Origin of the sequence: Kitasatospora sp. NPDC058965 (assembly GCF_042741245.1) — a bacterium.
In the GTDB taxonomy this organism is placed as follows: Bacteria; Actinomycetota; Actinomycetes; order Streptomycetales; family Streptomycetaceae; genus Kitasatospora.
Genome location: NZ_JBHYKG010000237.1, coordinates 1 through 13,696, shown reverse-complemented (window position 1 = coordinate 13,696; position 13,696 = coordinate 1). Strand labels below are relative to the sequence as shown.

The 13,696-nt window shown below is 75.1% G+C and carries 16 protein-coding genes; 8 read left to right on the top strand and 8 right to left on the bottom strand.

Features of this window, described 5'->3' with window-relative positions:
- Window positions 1-76: 76 nt before the first annotated feature.
- Window positions 77-517 carry a DUF6299 family protein gene (locus ACFW1A_RS29615; RefSeq protein ID WP_380414034.1) on the bottom strand — a complete coding sequence of 147 codons (441 nt, stop codon included), beginning with the start codon at window positions 515-517 and terminating at the stop codon, window positions 77-79.
- Between the two features lie 221 nt (window positions 518-738).
- Here ACFW1A_RS29615 and ACFW1A_RS29610 point away from each other — a divergent pair, with 221 nt between their 5' ends.
- Entirely contained in the window at window positions 739-1,617 is an 879-nt protein-coding gene (locus ACFW1A_RS29610; protein ID WP_380414029.1) for a hypothetical protein, read from the top strand.
- 151 nt (window positions 1,618-1,768) lie between these two features.
- Entirely contained in the window at window positions 1,769-2,656 is an 888-nt protein-coding gene (locus ACFW1A_RS29605) for an SGNH/GDSL hydrolase family protein (protein WP_380414025.1), read from the top strand.
- A 61-nt stretch (window positions 2,657-2,717) separates the two neighbouring features.
- Here ACFW1A_RS29605 and ACFW1A_RS29600 read toward each other — a convergent pair whose 3' ends face one another.
- The 3 genes from ACFW1A_RS29600 to ACFW1A_RS29590 are packed head-to-tail and all read right to left on the bottom strand — an operon-like array spanning window position 2,718 to window position 6,177.
- Complete coding sequence (locus tag ACFW1A_RS29600; protein ID WP_380414023.1) at window positions 2,718-3,335, bottom strand: bifunctional 4-hydroxy-2-oxoglutarate aldolase/2-dehydro-3-deoxy-phosphogluconate aldolase; 618 nt, start codon at window positions 3,333-3,335, stop codon at window positions 2,718-2,720.
- The gene (locus tag ACFW1A_RS29595; RefSeq protein WP_380414020.1) at window positions 3,332-4,930 is read right to left on the bottom strand and encodes an amidohydrolase family protein; all 1,599 of its coding nucleotides are present in this window, start codon (window positions 4,928-4,930) and stop codon (window positions 3,332-3,334) included. Before ACFW1A_RS29595 ends, ACFW1A_RS29600 begins: the two co-directional genes overlap by 4 nt.
- Complete coding sequence (locus tag ACFW1A_RS29590; RefSeq protein ID WP_380414018.1) at window positions 4,930-6,177, bottom strand: alanine racemase; 1,248 nt, start codon at window positions 6,175-6,177, stop codon at window positions 4,930-4,932. The genes ACFW1A_RS29595 and ACFW1A_RS29590 overlap by 1 nt, the downstream gene beginning before the upstream one ends.
- 118 nt (window positions 6,178-6,295) lie before the next feature.
- Here ACFW1A_RS29590 and ACFW1A_RS29585 point away from each other — a divergent pair, with 118 nt between their 5' ends.
- The 3 genes from ACFW1A_RS29585 (at window position 6,296) to ACFW1A_RS29575 (ending at window position 8,524) form a co-directional block, all read left to right on the top strand.
- Window positions 6,296-7,279, top strand: coding sequence for a sugar kinase (locus ACFW1A_RS29585; RefSeq protein WP_380414016.1), 984 nt, complete (start codon window positions 6,296-6,298; stop codon window positions 7,277-7,279).
- Window positions 7,276-8,016, top strand: a complete 741-nt coding sequence (locus ACFW1A_RS29580) for an IclR family transcriptional regulator (protein ID WP_380414014.1) — start codon at window positions 7,276-7,278, stop codon at window positions 8,014-8,016. The genes ACFW1A_RS29585 and ACFW1A_RS29580 overlap by 4 nt, the downstream gene beginning before the upstream one ends.
- 100 nt (window positions 8,017-8,116) lie before the next feature.
- Window positions 8,117-8,524, top strand: a complete 408-nt coding sequence (locus ACFW1A_RS29575) for a RidA family protein (protein WP_380414012.1) — start codon at window positions 8,117-8,119, stop codon at window positions 8,522-8,524.
- A gap of 64 nt (window positions 8,525-8,588) precedes the next feature.
- Here the strand turns inward: ACFW1A_RS29575 and ACFW1A_RS29570 are convergent, their stop codons facing one another.
- From ACFW1A_RS29570 to ACFW1A_RS29555, 4 genes are all read right to left on the bottom strand, one after another.
- On the bottom strand, window positions 8,589-9,188 hold the full coding sequence (locus ACFW1A_RS29570) for an acyl-CoA thioesterase (RefSeq protein WP_380414010.1): 600 nt from the start codon (window positions 9,186-9,188) through the stop codon (window positions 8,589-8,591).
- Window positions 9,185-9,481, bottom strand: a complete 297-nt coding sequence (locus ACFW1A_RS29565) for a hypothetical protein (RefSeq protein WP_380414008.1) — start codon at window positions 9,479-9,481, stop codon at window positions 9,185-9,187. The genes ACFW1A_RS29570 and ACFW1A_RS29565 overlap by 4 nt, the downstream gene beginning before the upstream one ends.
- A 229-nt stretch (window positions 9,482-9,710) precedes the next feature.
- The gene (locus ACFW1A_RS29560) at window positions 9,711-10,196 is read right to left on the bottom strand and encodes a GNAT family N-acetyltransferase (RefSeq protein ID WP_380414006.1); all 486 of its coding nucleotides are present in this window, start codon (window positions 10,194-10,196) and stop codon (window positions 9,711-9,713) included.
- A 77-nt stretch (window positions 10,197-10,273) separates the two neighbouring features.
- Window positions 10,274-10,693: an ankyrin repeat domain-containing protein gene (locus tag ACFW1A_RS29555; protein WP_380414004.1), complete on the bottom strand. Its 420-nt coding sequence runs from the start codon at window positions 10,691-10,693 to the stop codon at window positions 10,274-10,276.
- A 310-nt stretch (window positions 10,694-11,003) separates the two neighbouring features.
- Between ACFW1A_RS29555 and ACFW1A_RS29550 the strand changes: the two genes are divergently transcribed.
- The 3 genes from ACFW1A_RS29550 to ACFW1A_RS29540 all read left to right on the top strand — a co-directional run bounded on the left by ACFW1A_RS29550 (window position 11,004) and on the right by ACFW1A_RS29540 (window position 13,553).
- Window positions 11,004-11,198, top strand: a complete 195-nt coding sequence (locus tag ACFW1A_RS29550; RefSeq protein ID WP_035840595.1) for a hypothetical protein — start codon at window positions 11,004-11,006, stop codon at window positions 11,196-11,198.
- Between the two features lie 139 nt (window positions 11,199-11,337).
- Window positions 11,338-12,954, top strand: coding sequence for an FtsK/SpoIIIE domain-containing protein (locus ACFW1A_RS29545; RefSeq protein WP_380414001.1), 1,617 nt, complete (start codon window positions 11,338-11,340; stop codon window positions 12,952-12,954).
- Window positions 12,955-13,178: 224 nt separating this feature from the next.
- The gene (locus ACFW1A_RS29540; RefSeq protein WP_110671702.1) at window positions 13,179-13,553 is read left to right on the top strand and encodes an RNA polymerase-binding protein RbpA; all 375 of its coding nucleotides are present in this window, start codon (window positions 13,179-13,181) and stop codon (window positions 13,551-13,553) included.
- The last annotated feature ends 143 nt before the right edge of the window (window positions 13,554-13,696 follow it).

The following is a 13,696-nucleotide window of genomic DNA, read 5'->3' as shown; positions in this document are numbered from 1 at the left end:
GCGCCCCTCGGCGGGATGCCGGGGGGCGCGGCGGCGTGCCCGGGTGACTCGGGGGACTCGAGTGACCGGGTGGCGCTCAGTTCGGCGCGGCCACCAGCTCGATCGGCTCCCGGTCGGTGGCCAGCAGCACCGGTAGCGGCAGCCCGGAGGAGGTGTCCAGCTTCAGCAGCGTGGCCTCCACCTCCGCCGGACCGGTCTGCAGCGCGGCGCGCCGGGGCGTGTCCTGGTTGCTCCAGCTGTGCTCGCGCCCGTCGCAGGTCGCCGAGGTGCCGCCGATCCCGTGCTCCTCGCTGCCCGCGCGCACCTTGCTGGAGACGAACACCGTGCCCGCGGCGGTGCACCGGTAGGTGCCGGAGAGGGTGACCGTGCCGTCGGCGGCGAGCGTGCCGGTCGGCGAGACGGTCACCAGCTGGCCGCCGGCCGACCGCTCGGCCGCGCCCGCCGGTACGGCGGTCACCAGCGGGGCGAGCAGCAGGGCGCCGGCCAAGGCGGCGACGGCGCAGGGACGAAGGGCCACGACTACCTCCCGTAATGAAGTCCGCACGGTGGATTACCGTGCGTCAGCGACAGAGGTACCGCCGTTGCCCGGACGGAGGCCGCATTCTCCCCCGTTCGGCGGCGTGTCCCGGCCGTGGCGGGCGGCCGCCCGCGGTTGATCTTGCCCGCCTGCCCGGCCTGGGGCAGGCTCGTGGCCAGGGGCACACCGGCGTGCCCGACGACCCGGAGGACGACCCCCCGATGACGACCCCTCAGACCCCCCGGAGCGCCATCCCCCCGCTCTTCGCCGGGCTCTGCGACGACGCCGCGATCTTCCCGCCCGGTGACCTGCCGCTCCCCCAGGCCGTCCCCGCGCACCTGGCGCACCGCACGGCCTGGTACGCCGACCTGGTCGGGCCCTTCCTCACCGTCCCGGCCCGGATCGGGCCGTTGGCCGAGCTGGTCGGCGAGGGCGGGCTGGCGGTGTCACTGATCGTCCCGGACGGCAGCGCGGGTCTGGAGCCGGCCCTGCGGGCGCTCGCCGACCGGCCGCAGCTGCGACTGGTCGGCCTGGAGGTGCCGGCCGACCCGCTGGACGACGTGGCCGAGGGCGTGCGCCGGGTCCGTGCCGAGCTGGACCGGCTGCTCCCCGCGCACGCCCCCGGGCTGCCGGTGGCCGTCGAGCTCGCCCGCGGCCCGCAGCTGCTGCTCGGGCTGGACGCCCTGGAGGGCGGGCCGTACCGGGCCAAGTTCCGCACCGGCGGCACGGCCGCGCAGGCCTTCCCGGGCGAGCTGGAGCTGGCCTCCTTCCTGTACGCGGCGGTGTACCGCAAGCTCGCCTTCAAGTGCACGGCCGGGCTGCACCACGCGGTCCGGCACCAGGACGCCGCCACCGGGTTCGCCCACCACGGCTTCCTCAACGTGCTGCTGGCCACCCACGCCGCGCTGGGCGGCGCCGAGCACGCGGAGCTGGTCGAGGTCCTGGCGCAGCAGGACGGGCCGGCGGTGGCCGCCCGGGTGGCCGAGCTGGGCGCGGCGGAGCAGGAGGCGGTGCGCGCGGCGTTCACCGGCTTCGGCACCTGCAGCATCGCCGAGCCGCTGGCGGACCTGGCGGCGCTGGGGCTGGTGCGCATCCCGTAGCCGGGTGGGAGCGGCGGCCCGGGAGCGCGCCGGGGCGGCGCACCAGAAACTCCCGCACCACCCCTTATCCGGGGACGCTACCTGGCAGTAGCCTCACGTCCCACCCGCGCGCCGCCACCGGGGCGCCGCGCGGGTGCCACGGGAGGGTTCCATGCGTTCTTCTCTGTCCCGCCGCGCCCCCGGCCGGCTGCGCGCGGCGGCCACGGTCGGGGTCCTCGGCGTCACCCTGCTGGCGGCCGGCGCCGCGCCGGCCTCGGCGGCCGACGCCAAGCACACCCGCTACTACCTGGCGCTCGGCGACTCGCTGGCGGCGGGCTACCAGTCGCTGCCCGGCGGCGGCCACGAGGTGGGCCACGGCTACGCGCAGGACCTCGCGCGCACGCTGCAGGCGCGGGCCGCGGCGGCGCACCGCGGCTTCTCCTTCACCGACCTGGGCTGCCCGGGCGAGACCACCGGCTCGATGCTCGGCGGCGGCTGCCCGTACCCGCACCCGTTCCCGGGCTCCCAGCTGGACGCCGCGGTGGCCTTCCTGAAGGCCCACCGCAAGGACGACCTGGTGGTCACCCTGGACATCGGCGCCAACAACGTGGACGGCTGCGCGAGCGGCGGCAGCCTGGACGCGGCCTGCGCCGCCAAGGGCATAGCCACTGCGGGCAAGGACCTGTCCACCATCCTGGACCGGCTGCAGGCGGCCGCCGGACCGCACACCCGGATCGTCGGCATGAACCTCTACGACCCGTTCCTGGCGGCCTGGATGACCGGCCCGCAGGGGAAGGTGCTGGCCGGGCTCTCGGTCCCGCTGGCCGACACCCTGAACACCACCCTGGACTTCGTCGACCGGGTGCACGGCGTCCCCACGGCGGACGTGGCCAAGGCCTTCGGCACCGACCGCTTCCTGCCCACCGTCCCGCTGGCCGGGCAGCAGGTCCCGTTCAACGTGGCCCGGATCATGGCCTGGACCAACATGTCCCGCGGCGACATCCACGCCAACGACACCGGTTACCAGGTGATCGCGGACACCTTCCTCGCCAAGCTCTGAGCTTCCTCGCCAAGCTCTGAGCCCACCGGGGGCGGCCGTGCCGCCGCCCCCGGTCCCCCGGTCAGTCCCGGCCCAGCGCCGCGCGGAAGGCCCGGGCCCGCCGGGTCAGCGCGGCCCAGTCGCCGGCCGCCACCAAGTCCGCCGGGACCACCTCGCTGCCCGCGCACACCGCGAGCGCGCCGGCCGCCAGGAACGCCCCCGCGTTGTCCGCGCCGACGCCGCCGGAGGCGACCAGCGGCACGCCCGGGAACGGACCGTGCAGGTCCTTGAAGTAGCCCGGCCCGAAGCTCCTGGCCGGGAAGATCTTGACGGCCGCCGCGCCCAGGTCCACCGCCGCCGCCACCTCGGTGGGCGTCAGCGCCCCCATCACCACCGGCGCGCCCACCGCCGCGACGGCCGGCCGGCACCCCGGGGTGACCAGGAAGCCGGCGCCCGCGGCCAGCCCGTCCCGGGCCTGGCGCTCCGTCAGCACCGTGCCCAGGCCCAGCCTGCACCCCGTCGCCACCGACGCGGCCCGCTCCAGGTGCCCGAACACCCCGTCCGTGGTGCAAGTGAGTTCGACCCAGCGGATGCCGCCCTCGGCCAGCGCGGCGCAGAGCGCGGCGGCGTCGGGTATCCGCGGTGCCCGGACCACGGCGATCACCGGGTCCGCGGCCAGCTCGGTCAGGAATGCGCTCACTGGGTCCCCCCATCGGTGCGGCGCAGCGCGCGCCCGGGCAGCGCCCCCGTGGGGCGGGCGTCCCGGAGCACCGCGGTGCCGTTGACGTACACGTGCCGGATCCCGACGGCCGGGCGCCGCGGGTCCTCGAAGGTGGCCGCGTCGGCGACCGTCGCCGGGTCGAAGAGCACCAGGTCGGCGTGGTACCCGGGCCGCACCAGGCCGCGCCGGACCAGGCGCAGCCGGCGGGCCGGCCGCCCGGTCATCCGGTGCACCGCCTGCGCCAGGCTGAGCACCCCCAAGTCCCGGGCGTAGTGGCCGAGGTAGCGCGGGAAGGTGCCCCAGCCGCGCGGGTGCGGGCGGGCCCCGACCAGCAGCCCGTCGCTGCCCGCGGTGTGCGCGGGGTGCCGCATGATCGCCCGCACGTTCTCCTCGTGGCCGACGTGCTGCAGGATCGTGGTGCCCAACTCGTCCTCCAGCAGCAGCTCGAAGCAGAACTCGGTGCCGGTCGTCCCGCGCTCGGCGGCCAGCTGCGCGACGGTGCGCCCGACCAGCCCGGCCAGCCTCTCCTGCCGGACCCCGGAGACCTGCACGGTGGCCCAGTCCACGGTGACCCCGTGGCAGCCGTCGCTGCCCCGCTCCTCCAGGGCCTGCCGGATCCGCTCGCGCTGCGCCGGGTCGCGCAGCCGGGCCAGGGTGGCCTCCGGACCGCCCTCGGCCGCCCAACTCGGCAGCAGCGCCGCCAGCGTGGTGGAGCCCGGCAGGTACGGGTAGCTGTCCAGGGTGAGGTCGCAGCCGCGCCCGATCGCCGCGTCCAGCAGCGCCAGCAGGTCGCCGGCCCGCCCCTGGTTCACGCCGAAGTTCATCGTCGCGTGCGCCAGGTGGAGCGGGCAGCCGGACCGCAGCGAGATCTCCACCATCTCCGCGTAGCCCGCCAACGCGCCCTCGCCGTAGGAGCGCTGGTGCGGCGAGTGGTACCCCCCGTGGGCGGCGACCACCTCGCAGAGCGCGACCAGCTCCGCGGTGTCCGCATACATCCCCGGCGGGTAGCTGAGCCCGCTGGACATCCCCACCGCCCCCTCGGCCAGGCCCTGCGCCAGCAGCTCGCGCATCCGGGCCAGTTCGCCCGGGTCCGGCGCCCGCCGCTGCCAGCCGAGCACCAGCGCCCGGAGCGTGCCGTGCGGCACCAGGTAGCAGGCGTTGACCGCGGTGCCGGCCGAGTCCAGCCGGTCCAGGTATTCGCCCACGCTGCGCCAGTTCCAGTCGAAGCCGGCCGGATCGCCGTTCCACCCGGCGAGTTGGCGCCGCAGCGGGCCGAGCGTCCGCTCGTCCACCGGCGCGTACGAGAGCCCGTCCTGGCCCAGCACCTCGCAGGTCACCCCCTGGGTGACCCGGGACGGGTGCCCGGGCTCCACCAGCACCTGCAGGTCGGAGTGCGCGTGCATGTCGATGAACCCGGGTGCCAGCACCAGCCCGTCGGCGTCGACCACCTGAGGAGCCGTCAGACCGGGCCCGACCTCCTCGACCACCCCGTCCCGGACCCGCACGTCGGCCCGCACGCCGGGGGCGCCGGAGCCGTCCAGCACGGTGGCGCCGCGGAACAGCAGGGCGCCCATCAGAAGAACGTCCGGACCAGGTCGACCACCCGGGGCTCGGCGGCGTCCGCGTCGTCCAGCACCGGGACCAGGGTCCACTTGTCGAAGGCCGTGCAGGGGTGCGAGAGGCCGAGCCGGACCACGTCGCCGACCCGGACGTCGGCGCCGCGCAGGAAGGCGTGCTGGTCGTTGACCGCCGTCACCGTGCCGCCCACCGCACCGCGCCCGCGCACCAGTTGCGGCACCGGCAGGCCCTCGTCGTACGGGAAGTCCCGCTTGCCGCCGTCCAGCAGGGCGAGCCCGGGCTCCGGCGCCGAGCCCACCCGTGCCCAGCCGTGCATCGCCGACCGGAACGCCGTCGCGCCGGCCCCGCGCACCAGCGGCGAGATCCCCCGGTAGAAGCCGTCGTCGTGCACCAGGTAGGCCCCGGAGCGCAGCACCACCTCGGCCTGCGGCAGCGCGCCGAGCACCCCGGCCACCTGGTCGAAGTAGGCACTGCCGCCCGCTGTGACCACCGCACCGTCCGCCAACAGGCCGTCCCCGCGCAGCCGGTGGTACAGCTGCGCGATCCGCTCCAGGTAGCGCGACACGGCGGCCAGCGAGCCGGCCTGCGCGTCGTGCGCCAGCGCCCCCTCGTAGCCGCCGATGCCCGCCAGCCGCAGCGTGGGCGCCGCCGCGATCGCGCGCGCCACCTCCAGAGCGGTGTCCAGGTCCCGCACGCCGGTGCGCCCGCCCGGTCCGCCGAGCTCGACCAGCACCTCCACCGGCCGCTCGGCGCCCGCCGCCCGCAGTGCCCGGTCCATCAGCTCGACCGCGGCCGCCGAGTCCACCCAGCTCAGGCAGGAGAACGCGGGGTCCGCGGCCAGCTCCGCCACCAGCCAGCCCAGGCCCACCGGGTCCAGCAGCGCGTTGGCGATCAGCACCCGGCGCACCCCGAACCCCCGGGCCACCCGCAGCTGGGAGAAGTTGGCCAGGGTGATCCCCCAGGCGCCGGCGTCCAGTTGGGCCTGCCAGAGGGCCGGGGCCATGGTGGTCTTGCCGTGCGGGGCCAGCCGCAGCCCGGCGGTGGCGCACCAGTCGGCCATGGTGCGCAGGTTGTGCTCCAGCGCGCCCGCGTCCAGCGTGAGCAGCGGGGTGCCCAGCCGGTCCAGCGCGGGGCCGGTGGCCAGGTACTCGCGCACCGTCAGGCCCCAGGCCTCGGCCGGCACCGCCTTGAACCGCCAGTCGAGCCGCTCCTGCCCCAGCTCCGCCACCCTGACCCGGTCCACCACGCCACCTCCACGGCTTCGACCTGCATGGTTGCACTATTCGCAACCACCTTTGCGCATGTTGCTACGGTGGTTCTAACATGCTGGTCCAGACCAGTCAACGAAGGGAGCGTGCCTGGTGACAGCGGTGGAGGCGGTCTGCCTCGGTGAGTCGATGGCCGTGCTGCTGCCCGACCGGCCGGGCTCGCTGGCCGGTGTGGCGTCCTTCCGGGCCGGCGTCGGCGGGGCCGAGTCCAACACCGCGTGCGCGCTGGCGGCGCTCGGCATACCGGCCGCCTGGATCAGCCGGGTCGGCGCCGACGGGTTCGGCGAGCGGCTGCTGGACGAGCTGGCCGCGCACGGGGTGGACACCTCGGCGGTGGCCGTCGACCCGGACCGGCCCACGGGTCTCTACATCAAGGAGCGCGGCCCGCACGGCCCACTGCCCCGCTACTACCGCGCCGGGTCCGCCGCCGCCGCGCTCTCCCCGGCCCTGCTGGACGACCCGGCCGCCGCCCGGCTGCTCGGCGGCGCCCGCCTGCTCCACCTGTCCGGGATCACCGCCGCGCTCTCCGACGACTGCCTGGCGCTGCTCCGGGCCCTGCTGGCGGCGCCCCGCGCGGGCCGGCTGGTCAGCTTCGACCTCAACTGGCGGCCCAGCCTGTGGCGTCGCCGCGATCCGGCCGTGCTGACCGAACTGCTGGACGCCGCCGACCTGGTGCTGCTCGGCGCCGACGAGGCCGAGGCGGCGCTCGGCACCGGGGACCCGGCGGCGCTGCGCGCGCTGCTGCCGCACCCGGCCACCCTGGTGGTCAAGGACGCCGACCGGCAGGCCATCGCCGTCGACCGGGACGGGCGGCGCACCGCCGAGCCCGCACTGCGGGTCGAGGTGGTCGAACCGACCGGCGCCGGGGACGCCTTCGCGGCCGGCTACCTGGCCGGCACCCTGCGCGGCCTGGACCAGCGCGGTCGGCTCCGGCTGGGCCACCTGTCGGCCGCCGCCGCGCTCACCGCCCACGGCGACCAGGGCACCCCGCCGCCGCCCGGGGTGCGCGCCGCCCTGCTGGCCGCCCCGCCCGAGCAGTGGGCCGCCGTCCGGGTGACCGCGGAGGGTGTGCGGTGAGCGGGACCGTCTCGCGGGCCGTCGCCCTGCTCGCCGAACTCGCCGAGGGCGAGCGGTCGCTGGACCAGTTGGCCGGCCTGCTCGGGGTGCACAAGACCACCGTGCTGCGCCTGCTGCAGAGCCTGGAGGAGGGCCGGCTGGTGCACCGGGACGCGGCGCACCGCTACCACCTGGGGGCCGGCCTGTTCGCGCTGGCCGGCCGGGCCCTGGAGCAGCGCCCGGTCCGCCGGATCGCCGCCGCCCGGCTGGCCGAGCTCAACGCGGCCACCGGCCAGACCGTCCACCTGGCCGCCCTGGAGGGCGACGAGGTGGTCTACGTCGACAAGTACGAGTCCCGCCAGCCGGTCCGGATGTACTCCCGGATCGGCCTGCCGGTGCCGATGCACTGCGCCGCGGTGGCCAAGGTGCTGCTGGCCGACCTGCCGCCGGCCCGGCGGCAGAAGCTGGTCGCCGGGCTCGACTTCACGCCGTTCACCGAACGCACCCTGACCACCCCGAAGGCGCTGCTGGCCGAGCTCGCCCGGGTGGCCGAGCAGGGCTGGGCGCAGGACCGGGCCGAGCACGAGCCCTTCATGAACTGCGTGGCCGCCCCGGTCCGGGACGCCACCGGGCGGGTGGTCGCGGCCGCCTCGCTCTCCGTCCCGGACCTGGTGCTGCCGTACGAGCGGGTGCTGGAGCTGCTGCCGCAGCTGCGCGCCGCCTGCGCCGCGATCTCCGCCGACTGCGGGGCCGGCTGACCTCCCGTCACCGATCGACCGACCGTCACCGATCGACCAGCCGTGACGAGTCGACCAACCGTCACCAGTCGACCGACCGTCACCACCGAGCGAGGAACCGATGAGCGAGAAGACCGAGATCCGCACCGACGGCGCCCCGGCCCCGGCCTGGGTGTTCTCCCAGGGCGTCCGCAAGGGCCCGATCCTGCAGGTCTCCGGCCAGGGCCCGCAGGACCCGGCCACCGGGGCCTACCTGCACGAGGGCGACGTGCGGGCGCAGACCCGGCGCACCCTGGAGAACGTCAAGGCGGTGCTGACCGCCGGCGGTGCCTCGGTGGCGGACGTGGTGATGTTCCGGGTCTACCTGACCACCCGCGCCGACTTCGCGGCGATGAACGAGGTGTACGCCGCCTTCCTGGCGGAGAACCTGCCGGCCGACGCGGTGAAGCCGTGCCGGACCACGGTCTTCGTCGAGCTGCCGCACGAGGTGATGCTGGTGGAGATCGACGCGCAGGCCGTGCTCGACTGACGGCCGGGCGCCGGGGGTGCGCCCGCCCCGACGTGGGGGGCGCGCCCCCGGGCCGGCCGGCGGGTCAGACCCGGCAGAGCGACCGGGTCGACAGCCGACCGGGCTGCGGCACCTTGCGCGCCGCCACCGCCTGCCGGGGCATCGAGCGCACCGGCCGGCTCTGCGGCATCGCCTTGGGCGTGATCCGCGGCGCACTCACCGCCGGCGGGGCCGGGACCATCACCGGCGGCGCGGCGGCGACCGGGCCGGCGGCCAGGTAGTCCGACAGGAAGCGCCGCTCCGGCTGGCTGAGCTTGCGCGAGCGGCCCGAGGCGCGGTCGCGGGCCACCACCACGGTGCGCGCGGTCATGTACCGGTCGGTGTCCCGGCACACGTCCACCCGGACGTGTGCGGAGGAGTTGCCGAGCCGTTCCACCGTCAGCCGCACCTGCAGCGGCTCCGGCTGGTGGTGCAACTGCGCCAGATAGTCGATCTCGTGCCGTGCGATCAGGAATCCCGCCGGAAAGAGGGATTCGCGCACCGCCTGCGCGTGGTGGTGGAAGAGGTCGTAGATTCCCTCCTGGATGTAACCGACCAGCCGGGCATTGTTGATGTGCCCGTTCTCGTCGACGTCGGCCCACCGGGTGGGGCAGCGCAGCACGTGCGCGGTGCGCCGGGCGGTCATCGCGCGTCCCCCAGTGCCGGGGCCAGCGCCCGCTGCAGCCGGGCGTGGTAGTCGGCGCTGGCCTCCCGCATCCGCCCGGTGGTCCAGCCCTCCTCGGCCGCCTCGGCGGCGGTGCGCACCACCAGCGAGTCCATCGCCCTGTCCACCGCCCGGCACAGGTCGGCGACCGCTCCGATGCGGCCGGCCACGTTCTCGCCCCCGGCCCGGACGGGGAATTCGGCAAGCGCGTTCACCGCGAGCCGCAGTCGGTCGGCCGCGGCCGCACTGTTCGCCGGCTGGCAATTGTCGTGCACGGTGTCTCCCGGAATTTTGCGGTGGACAGGGTCGACCGGTCCGGATTTCCGAACCGGCCCGATAGACGCAGCGTGATGAACGCTAACCCAGTGCAACCGCGCCATTCGCGGATGTTCCCCCGAGCGGTGGCCCGACCCCACTTCCGGAGTACGAAGAATTCACCGTGATCAGTCACGTGACCAGCCAATCGGCGGTCAGCACGGTGAATTCGGCGCGCCCTCGGGAATCTCAGTCGCCGGCCGGCGGCAGTTCCTTGCCCAGGCAGATGGACTGCGGGTGGTCGCGGTAGATGCCGAACTTGGTGATCGCCAGGTAGCCCTCGGACGCGTAGAGCGCGACCGCCTCGGGCTGCTCGGTGCCGGTCTCCAGCACCATCCGGCGCCGGCCCGCCGCCAGCGCGACCGCCTCCAGGTGGCGCAGCAGCGCCCGGGACAGGCCGCGGCCGCGGGCACCCGGGACCACGAACATCCGCTTCAGCTCGGCGTCGCCGTCGCGCAGGTACGGGTAGCTGCCGTCCTTCGCCCGCCAGCCGCCGCAGGCGACCGGCTCGCCGTCCAGGTAGCCCACCACGAACACGCCCTGCTCGCCGGCGAAGTGCTCCGGCCGCATCTCGGTGAGGTCGACGTCGCCGTAGCGGCGGACGTACTCCTGCTGGACCTCCTCGGTCAGCTGGACGGCGTCGGGGTGGTCGTAACCGGTGATGCGAAGCTCCATGGGCGCCAAGCATAGGACGCTGGCCCGATCATCCGATGATCGGGCCAGCGTCCTGGGATCATGCTCCGCCGCGCGGATCAGGCGCCCGAGAACCGGGCCACCAGCTCCTGCTTACCGAACATCTGCGCCGTCTCCAGCGCGGAGGGCTGCCCGGCCCGCGGGTCCGCGCCGGCCGACAGCAGTGCCTCCAGCGCCTCGTCGGCCCCCTTGAAGACGGTGCCGGCCAGCGGGGTCTGGCCGCGGTCGTTGGCCCGGTTCGGGTCGGCGCCGTGCGCCAGCAGCACCCGGACCGCGCCCGCGTGGCCGTGGTAGGCGGCCAACATCAGCAGGCTGTCGCCGCGCTCGTTGGTCAGCTCGACCGGGGCGCCGCCGGCCAGGAAGCCGCCCAGCGCGGTCTCGTCGCCGGTCCGGGCCGCGTCGAAGATCCGGCCGGCCAGCTCGATCAGCGCCGCCTCCTCGCCGTCGGGCTGCTGGGCGGCCTCGTGCGCATCCGTCATGTCGGGTCCCCAATCGTGCGTTCTCTGCGGTCGGCCACCCGAACCGTAGCGGACGACACGGCACCCCCGGGGTTACGCCGCCGTTCGGATGAATTCGATCGGGGTGCGATCGCCCCAGTGATGCGGAAGTTGCACATGTGACGGGTGTGACCTGCGGAAACCACCCATTTGCCCCGTTCCATCATCTATTACTTTTTGTCACGATGAGGGAACTTTCCGTGACACTGTCCCCTGTATGGCTTCGCGGACCCACCACGCTGCCATCCCACGGCAGTCGCCCCTTTGTCCCGCCTCTTGGAGGAGCAGTCCCGTGATCCTGTCCATCTCCGGCATCGTCCTGTTCGGCACCATCGCCTTCCTCTTCTTCCGGCGGGACGGCCTCAAGGTGTCACACGCGCTGGTCTGCGCCCTCTTCGGCTTCTACCTGGCGGGCACCGCGATCGCGCCGAGCATCCAGGCGGGCGGTGCGAGCCTGGCCAACCTGCTGGGCGGCATCAAGTTCTGACCGGGCGCCGGTCGCACCCCGGGGCCCGTCCCAGCGACGGCCCCGACGGCCGGCGGCCCCGGCCGCCGGTCCCCCGGCCCGGGCGCGGTCCCACCGCCCCGGGCTCCGCCGTCCGATCCGACCGGGAGTCCAGGAGACCATGTCCCCCAACCGCCACCTGACCCGCGGCCGCGACCTCGCCCGCACCGCCGGCGACCACGCCGCCGACATGTTCGCCCCGCTGACCCTGATCGGCCGCGGCCTGCGCCGGCACGCCGGCTGGGCCAGGGCCCGCTGGGAGGCCACCCCCAAGGAGCGCCGCGGCCCCACCCTGCTGCTCGCCGCCGCCGTGCTGGTCGGCGTCTTCCTGCTGCCGCACGGCCCGCTGCTGGCCGTCGCGGCGCTGATCGGCAGCGCCGCCTGGACCGGCCGCGAGCCCAAGGCCGCACCGGCCCCCGCACCGGACCCGGCCGACGTCAAGCTGCCCGCCCTCTACGCGGCGCTCACCCCCTACCTCGCCTCGCCGGACGAGGTCTGCCCGCTCTACCGCCCCGACGGCGGCTACCAGGACGCCTTCGCCGGCTGGGAGTTCGACGCGGAGGGCCGGCTGGCCGCACTGGAGATCGGCTACCCCGCCTACTTCCCCGACACCGAGCCCGGCGCCCGCGCCCGGATCGAGCAGGTGGTCCAGGGCAAGGCCGGCCGGGCCCGGGAGTACCGGTTCGACTGGGACCAGGAGTGCAACAAGCTGCAGGTGACCGCGCTGGCCCCGCTCCCGGTGGACGTGCCGGCCCAGCCCTGGGTGACGACGCCCGGCGAGATCGTGCTCGGCTTCACCGACCAGCAGGCCACCCAGCGGATGATCCCGGTGGTCCAGGACGGCGGCCCCGGCCACCAGCCGCCGGTGATCTGGCGCACCGGCCCGCGCTCCGCCGAGCCGCACCTGCTCGCCCTCGGCACCACCGGCTCGGGCACCTCCACCCTGCTGCGCACGGTCGCCCTGCAGGCGCTGGCCCACGGCGACCTGCTGGTGATCGACGGCGCGGGCACCGGGGAGCACGCCTGCCTGGTGAACCGGCCCGGGGTGCACACGGTGGAGACCAGCCTGCACGGCGCACTCGCCGCGCTGGACTGGGCCGCCCAGGAGACCGAGCGCCGACTGGCCGCGCTCAACACCGCCCGCTACTCGGGCGAGCCGGCCCCCGCCGACGCCACCCGGCCGCTCTGGCTGCTGCTCGACCACCCCACCGAGCTGTCCGAACTGGCCCAGGCCGAGGGCCGCCCCGACCCGCAGGAACTGCTGGAACTGCCGCTGCGGCACGGGCGCGCCGCCCGGGTCACCGTGGTGGTGGTCGACTCGGTCGAGGCCGCCGACCGGATCTCCCCCACGGTGCGCTCCGCCGCCCGGACCCGGGTGGCACTGGGTGCGCTGACCGGCCCGGACCTGGAGCGCGCGCTCGGCGCGCCGATGGAGATCGCACCCGCCGCCCAGACCCCGCCCGGGCGCGGCTACGCCCGGATCGGCAACCACCCGCCGGTGCGGCTCCAGGTGCCGGCCACCGTGGACCCGTTGGACGAGGAGGCCCCGGCCCGCCTGCGCGACGCGGTGATCGCCCTGCTGCCGCACCGGGACACCCGGGTGGAGGCGGCCGCCCCGCCGATGCCCCAGCACCAGCCCGACCTCCCGGCCGCCGCTGCGGCCACCGCCCCGGTCGCCGAGGGCGGCCGGATCGTCGAGGGCGGCCGGGTCGAACTGGGCAAGGAGCGAATTGGGTAATGCCGAATGCCGTTTCGGTCACCCGGTGCGAAATTGGTGACACTCAGGGTGATAAGACTGTCCAGATGTGACAAATCGGACGGAGATGGGTACAAACAGGGGCGGCACGACAGACGACGCATGTCCCGGGACGGGAATCTTCGTCGGCGGCCATGCGTTGACCGAACGACGAAGACAGCGACCCCAACTAGTCCTGTGGGCCATAAGCCCTGGAGGCACGATTCATGAGCGAGCGAGCTCTCCGAGGCACGCGACTCGGCGCCACTAGCTACGAGACCGACCGTGGCATTGACCTGGCCCCGCGCCAGACCGTCGAGTACGCATGTCAGAACGGACACCGGTTCGAGGTGCCCTTCTCCGTGGAAGCGGAGATCCCCGCAGTGTGGGAGTGCCGCTTCTGCGGCACCGAGGCCGTCCTGCTCGACGGGGACGAGCCGGAGGAGAAGAAGGTCAAGCCCACCCGTACCCACTGGGACATGCTGATGGAGCGTAGGACGAGGGAGGAGCTGGAGGAGGTCCTGGCCGAGCGCCTGGCCGTGCTCCGTTCGGGCGGCATGAACCTCGCCGTCCACCCGCGCGACTCCCGCAAGAGCGCCTGACACCTGACGCAGTCCAGCGGAAAGGGCCCCATCCTCGCCGAGGATCGGGGCCCTTCCGCATGTCCGGGGTCCGCCGGGTCCGCATGTCCGGGGTCCGCCGGGTCCGCATGTCCGGGGTCCGCCGGGGCGGGTCGGTCCGGGGC

What these genes read in the sequence shown, in the direction of transcription:
- ACFW1A_RS29540 (WP_110671702.1), top strand. Translation starts at nt 13,179, where the DNA reads ATGAGCGAGCGAGCTCTCCGAGGCACGCGACTCGGCGCCACTAGCTAC.
- ACFW1A_RS29595 (WP_380414020.1), bottom strand. Translation starts at nt 4,930, where the DNA reads ATGGGCGCCCTGCTGTTCCGCGGCGCCACCGTGCTGGACGGCTCCGGC.
- ACFW1A_RS29575 (WP_380414012.1), top strand. Translation starts at nt 8,117, where the DNA reads ATGAGCGAGAAGACCGAGATCCGCACCGACGGCGCCCCGGCCCCGGCC.
- ACFW1A_RS29605 (WP_380414025.1), top strand. Translation starts at nt 1,769, where the DNA reads ATGCGTTCTTCTCTGTCCCGCCGCGCCCCCGGCCGGCTGCGCGCGGCG.
- ACFW1A_RS29560 (WP_380414006.1), bottom strand. Translation starts at nt 10,196, where the DNA reads ATGGAGCTTCGCATCACCGGTTACGACCACCCCGACGCCGTCCAGCTG.
- ACFW1A_RS29545 (WP_380414001.1), top strand. Translation starts at nt 11,338, where the DNA reads ATGTCCCCCAACCGCCACCTGACCCGCGGCCGCGACCTCGCCCGCACC.
- ACFW1A_RS29610 (WP_380414029.1), top strand. Translation starts at nt 739, where the DNA reads ATGACGACCCCTCAGACCCCCCGGAGCGCCATCCCCCCGCTCTTCGCC.
- ACFW1A_RS29555 (WP_380414004.1), bottom strand. Translation starts at nt 10,693, where the DNA reads ATGACGGATGCGCACGAGGCCGCCCAGCAGCCCGACGGCGAGGAGGCG.
- ACFW1A_RS29570 (WP_380414010.1), bottom strand. Translation starts at nt 9,188, where the DNA reads ATGACCGCCCGGCGCACCGCGCACGTGCTGCGCTGCCCCACCCGGTGG.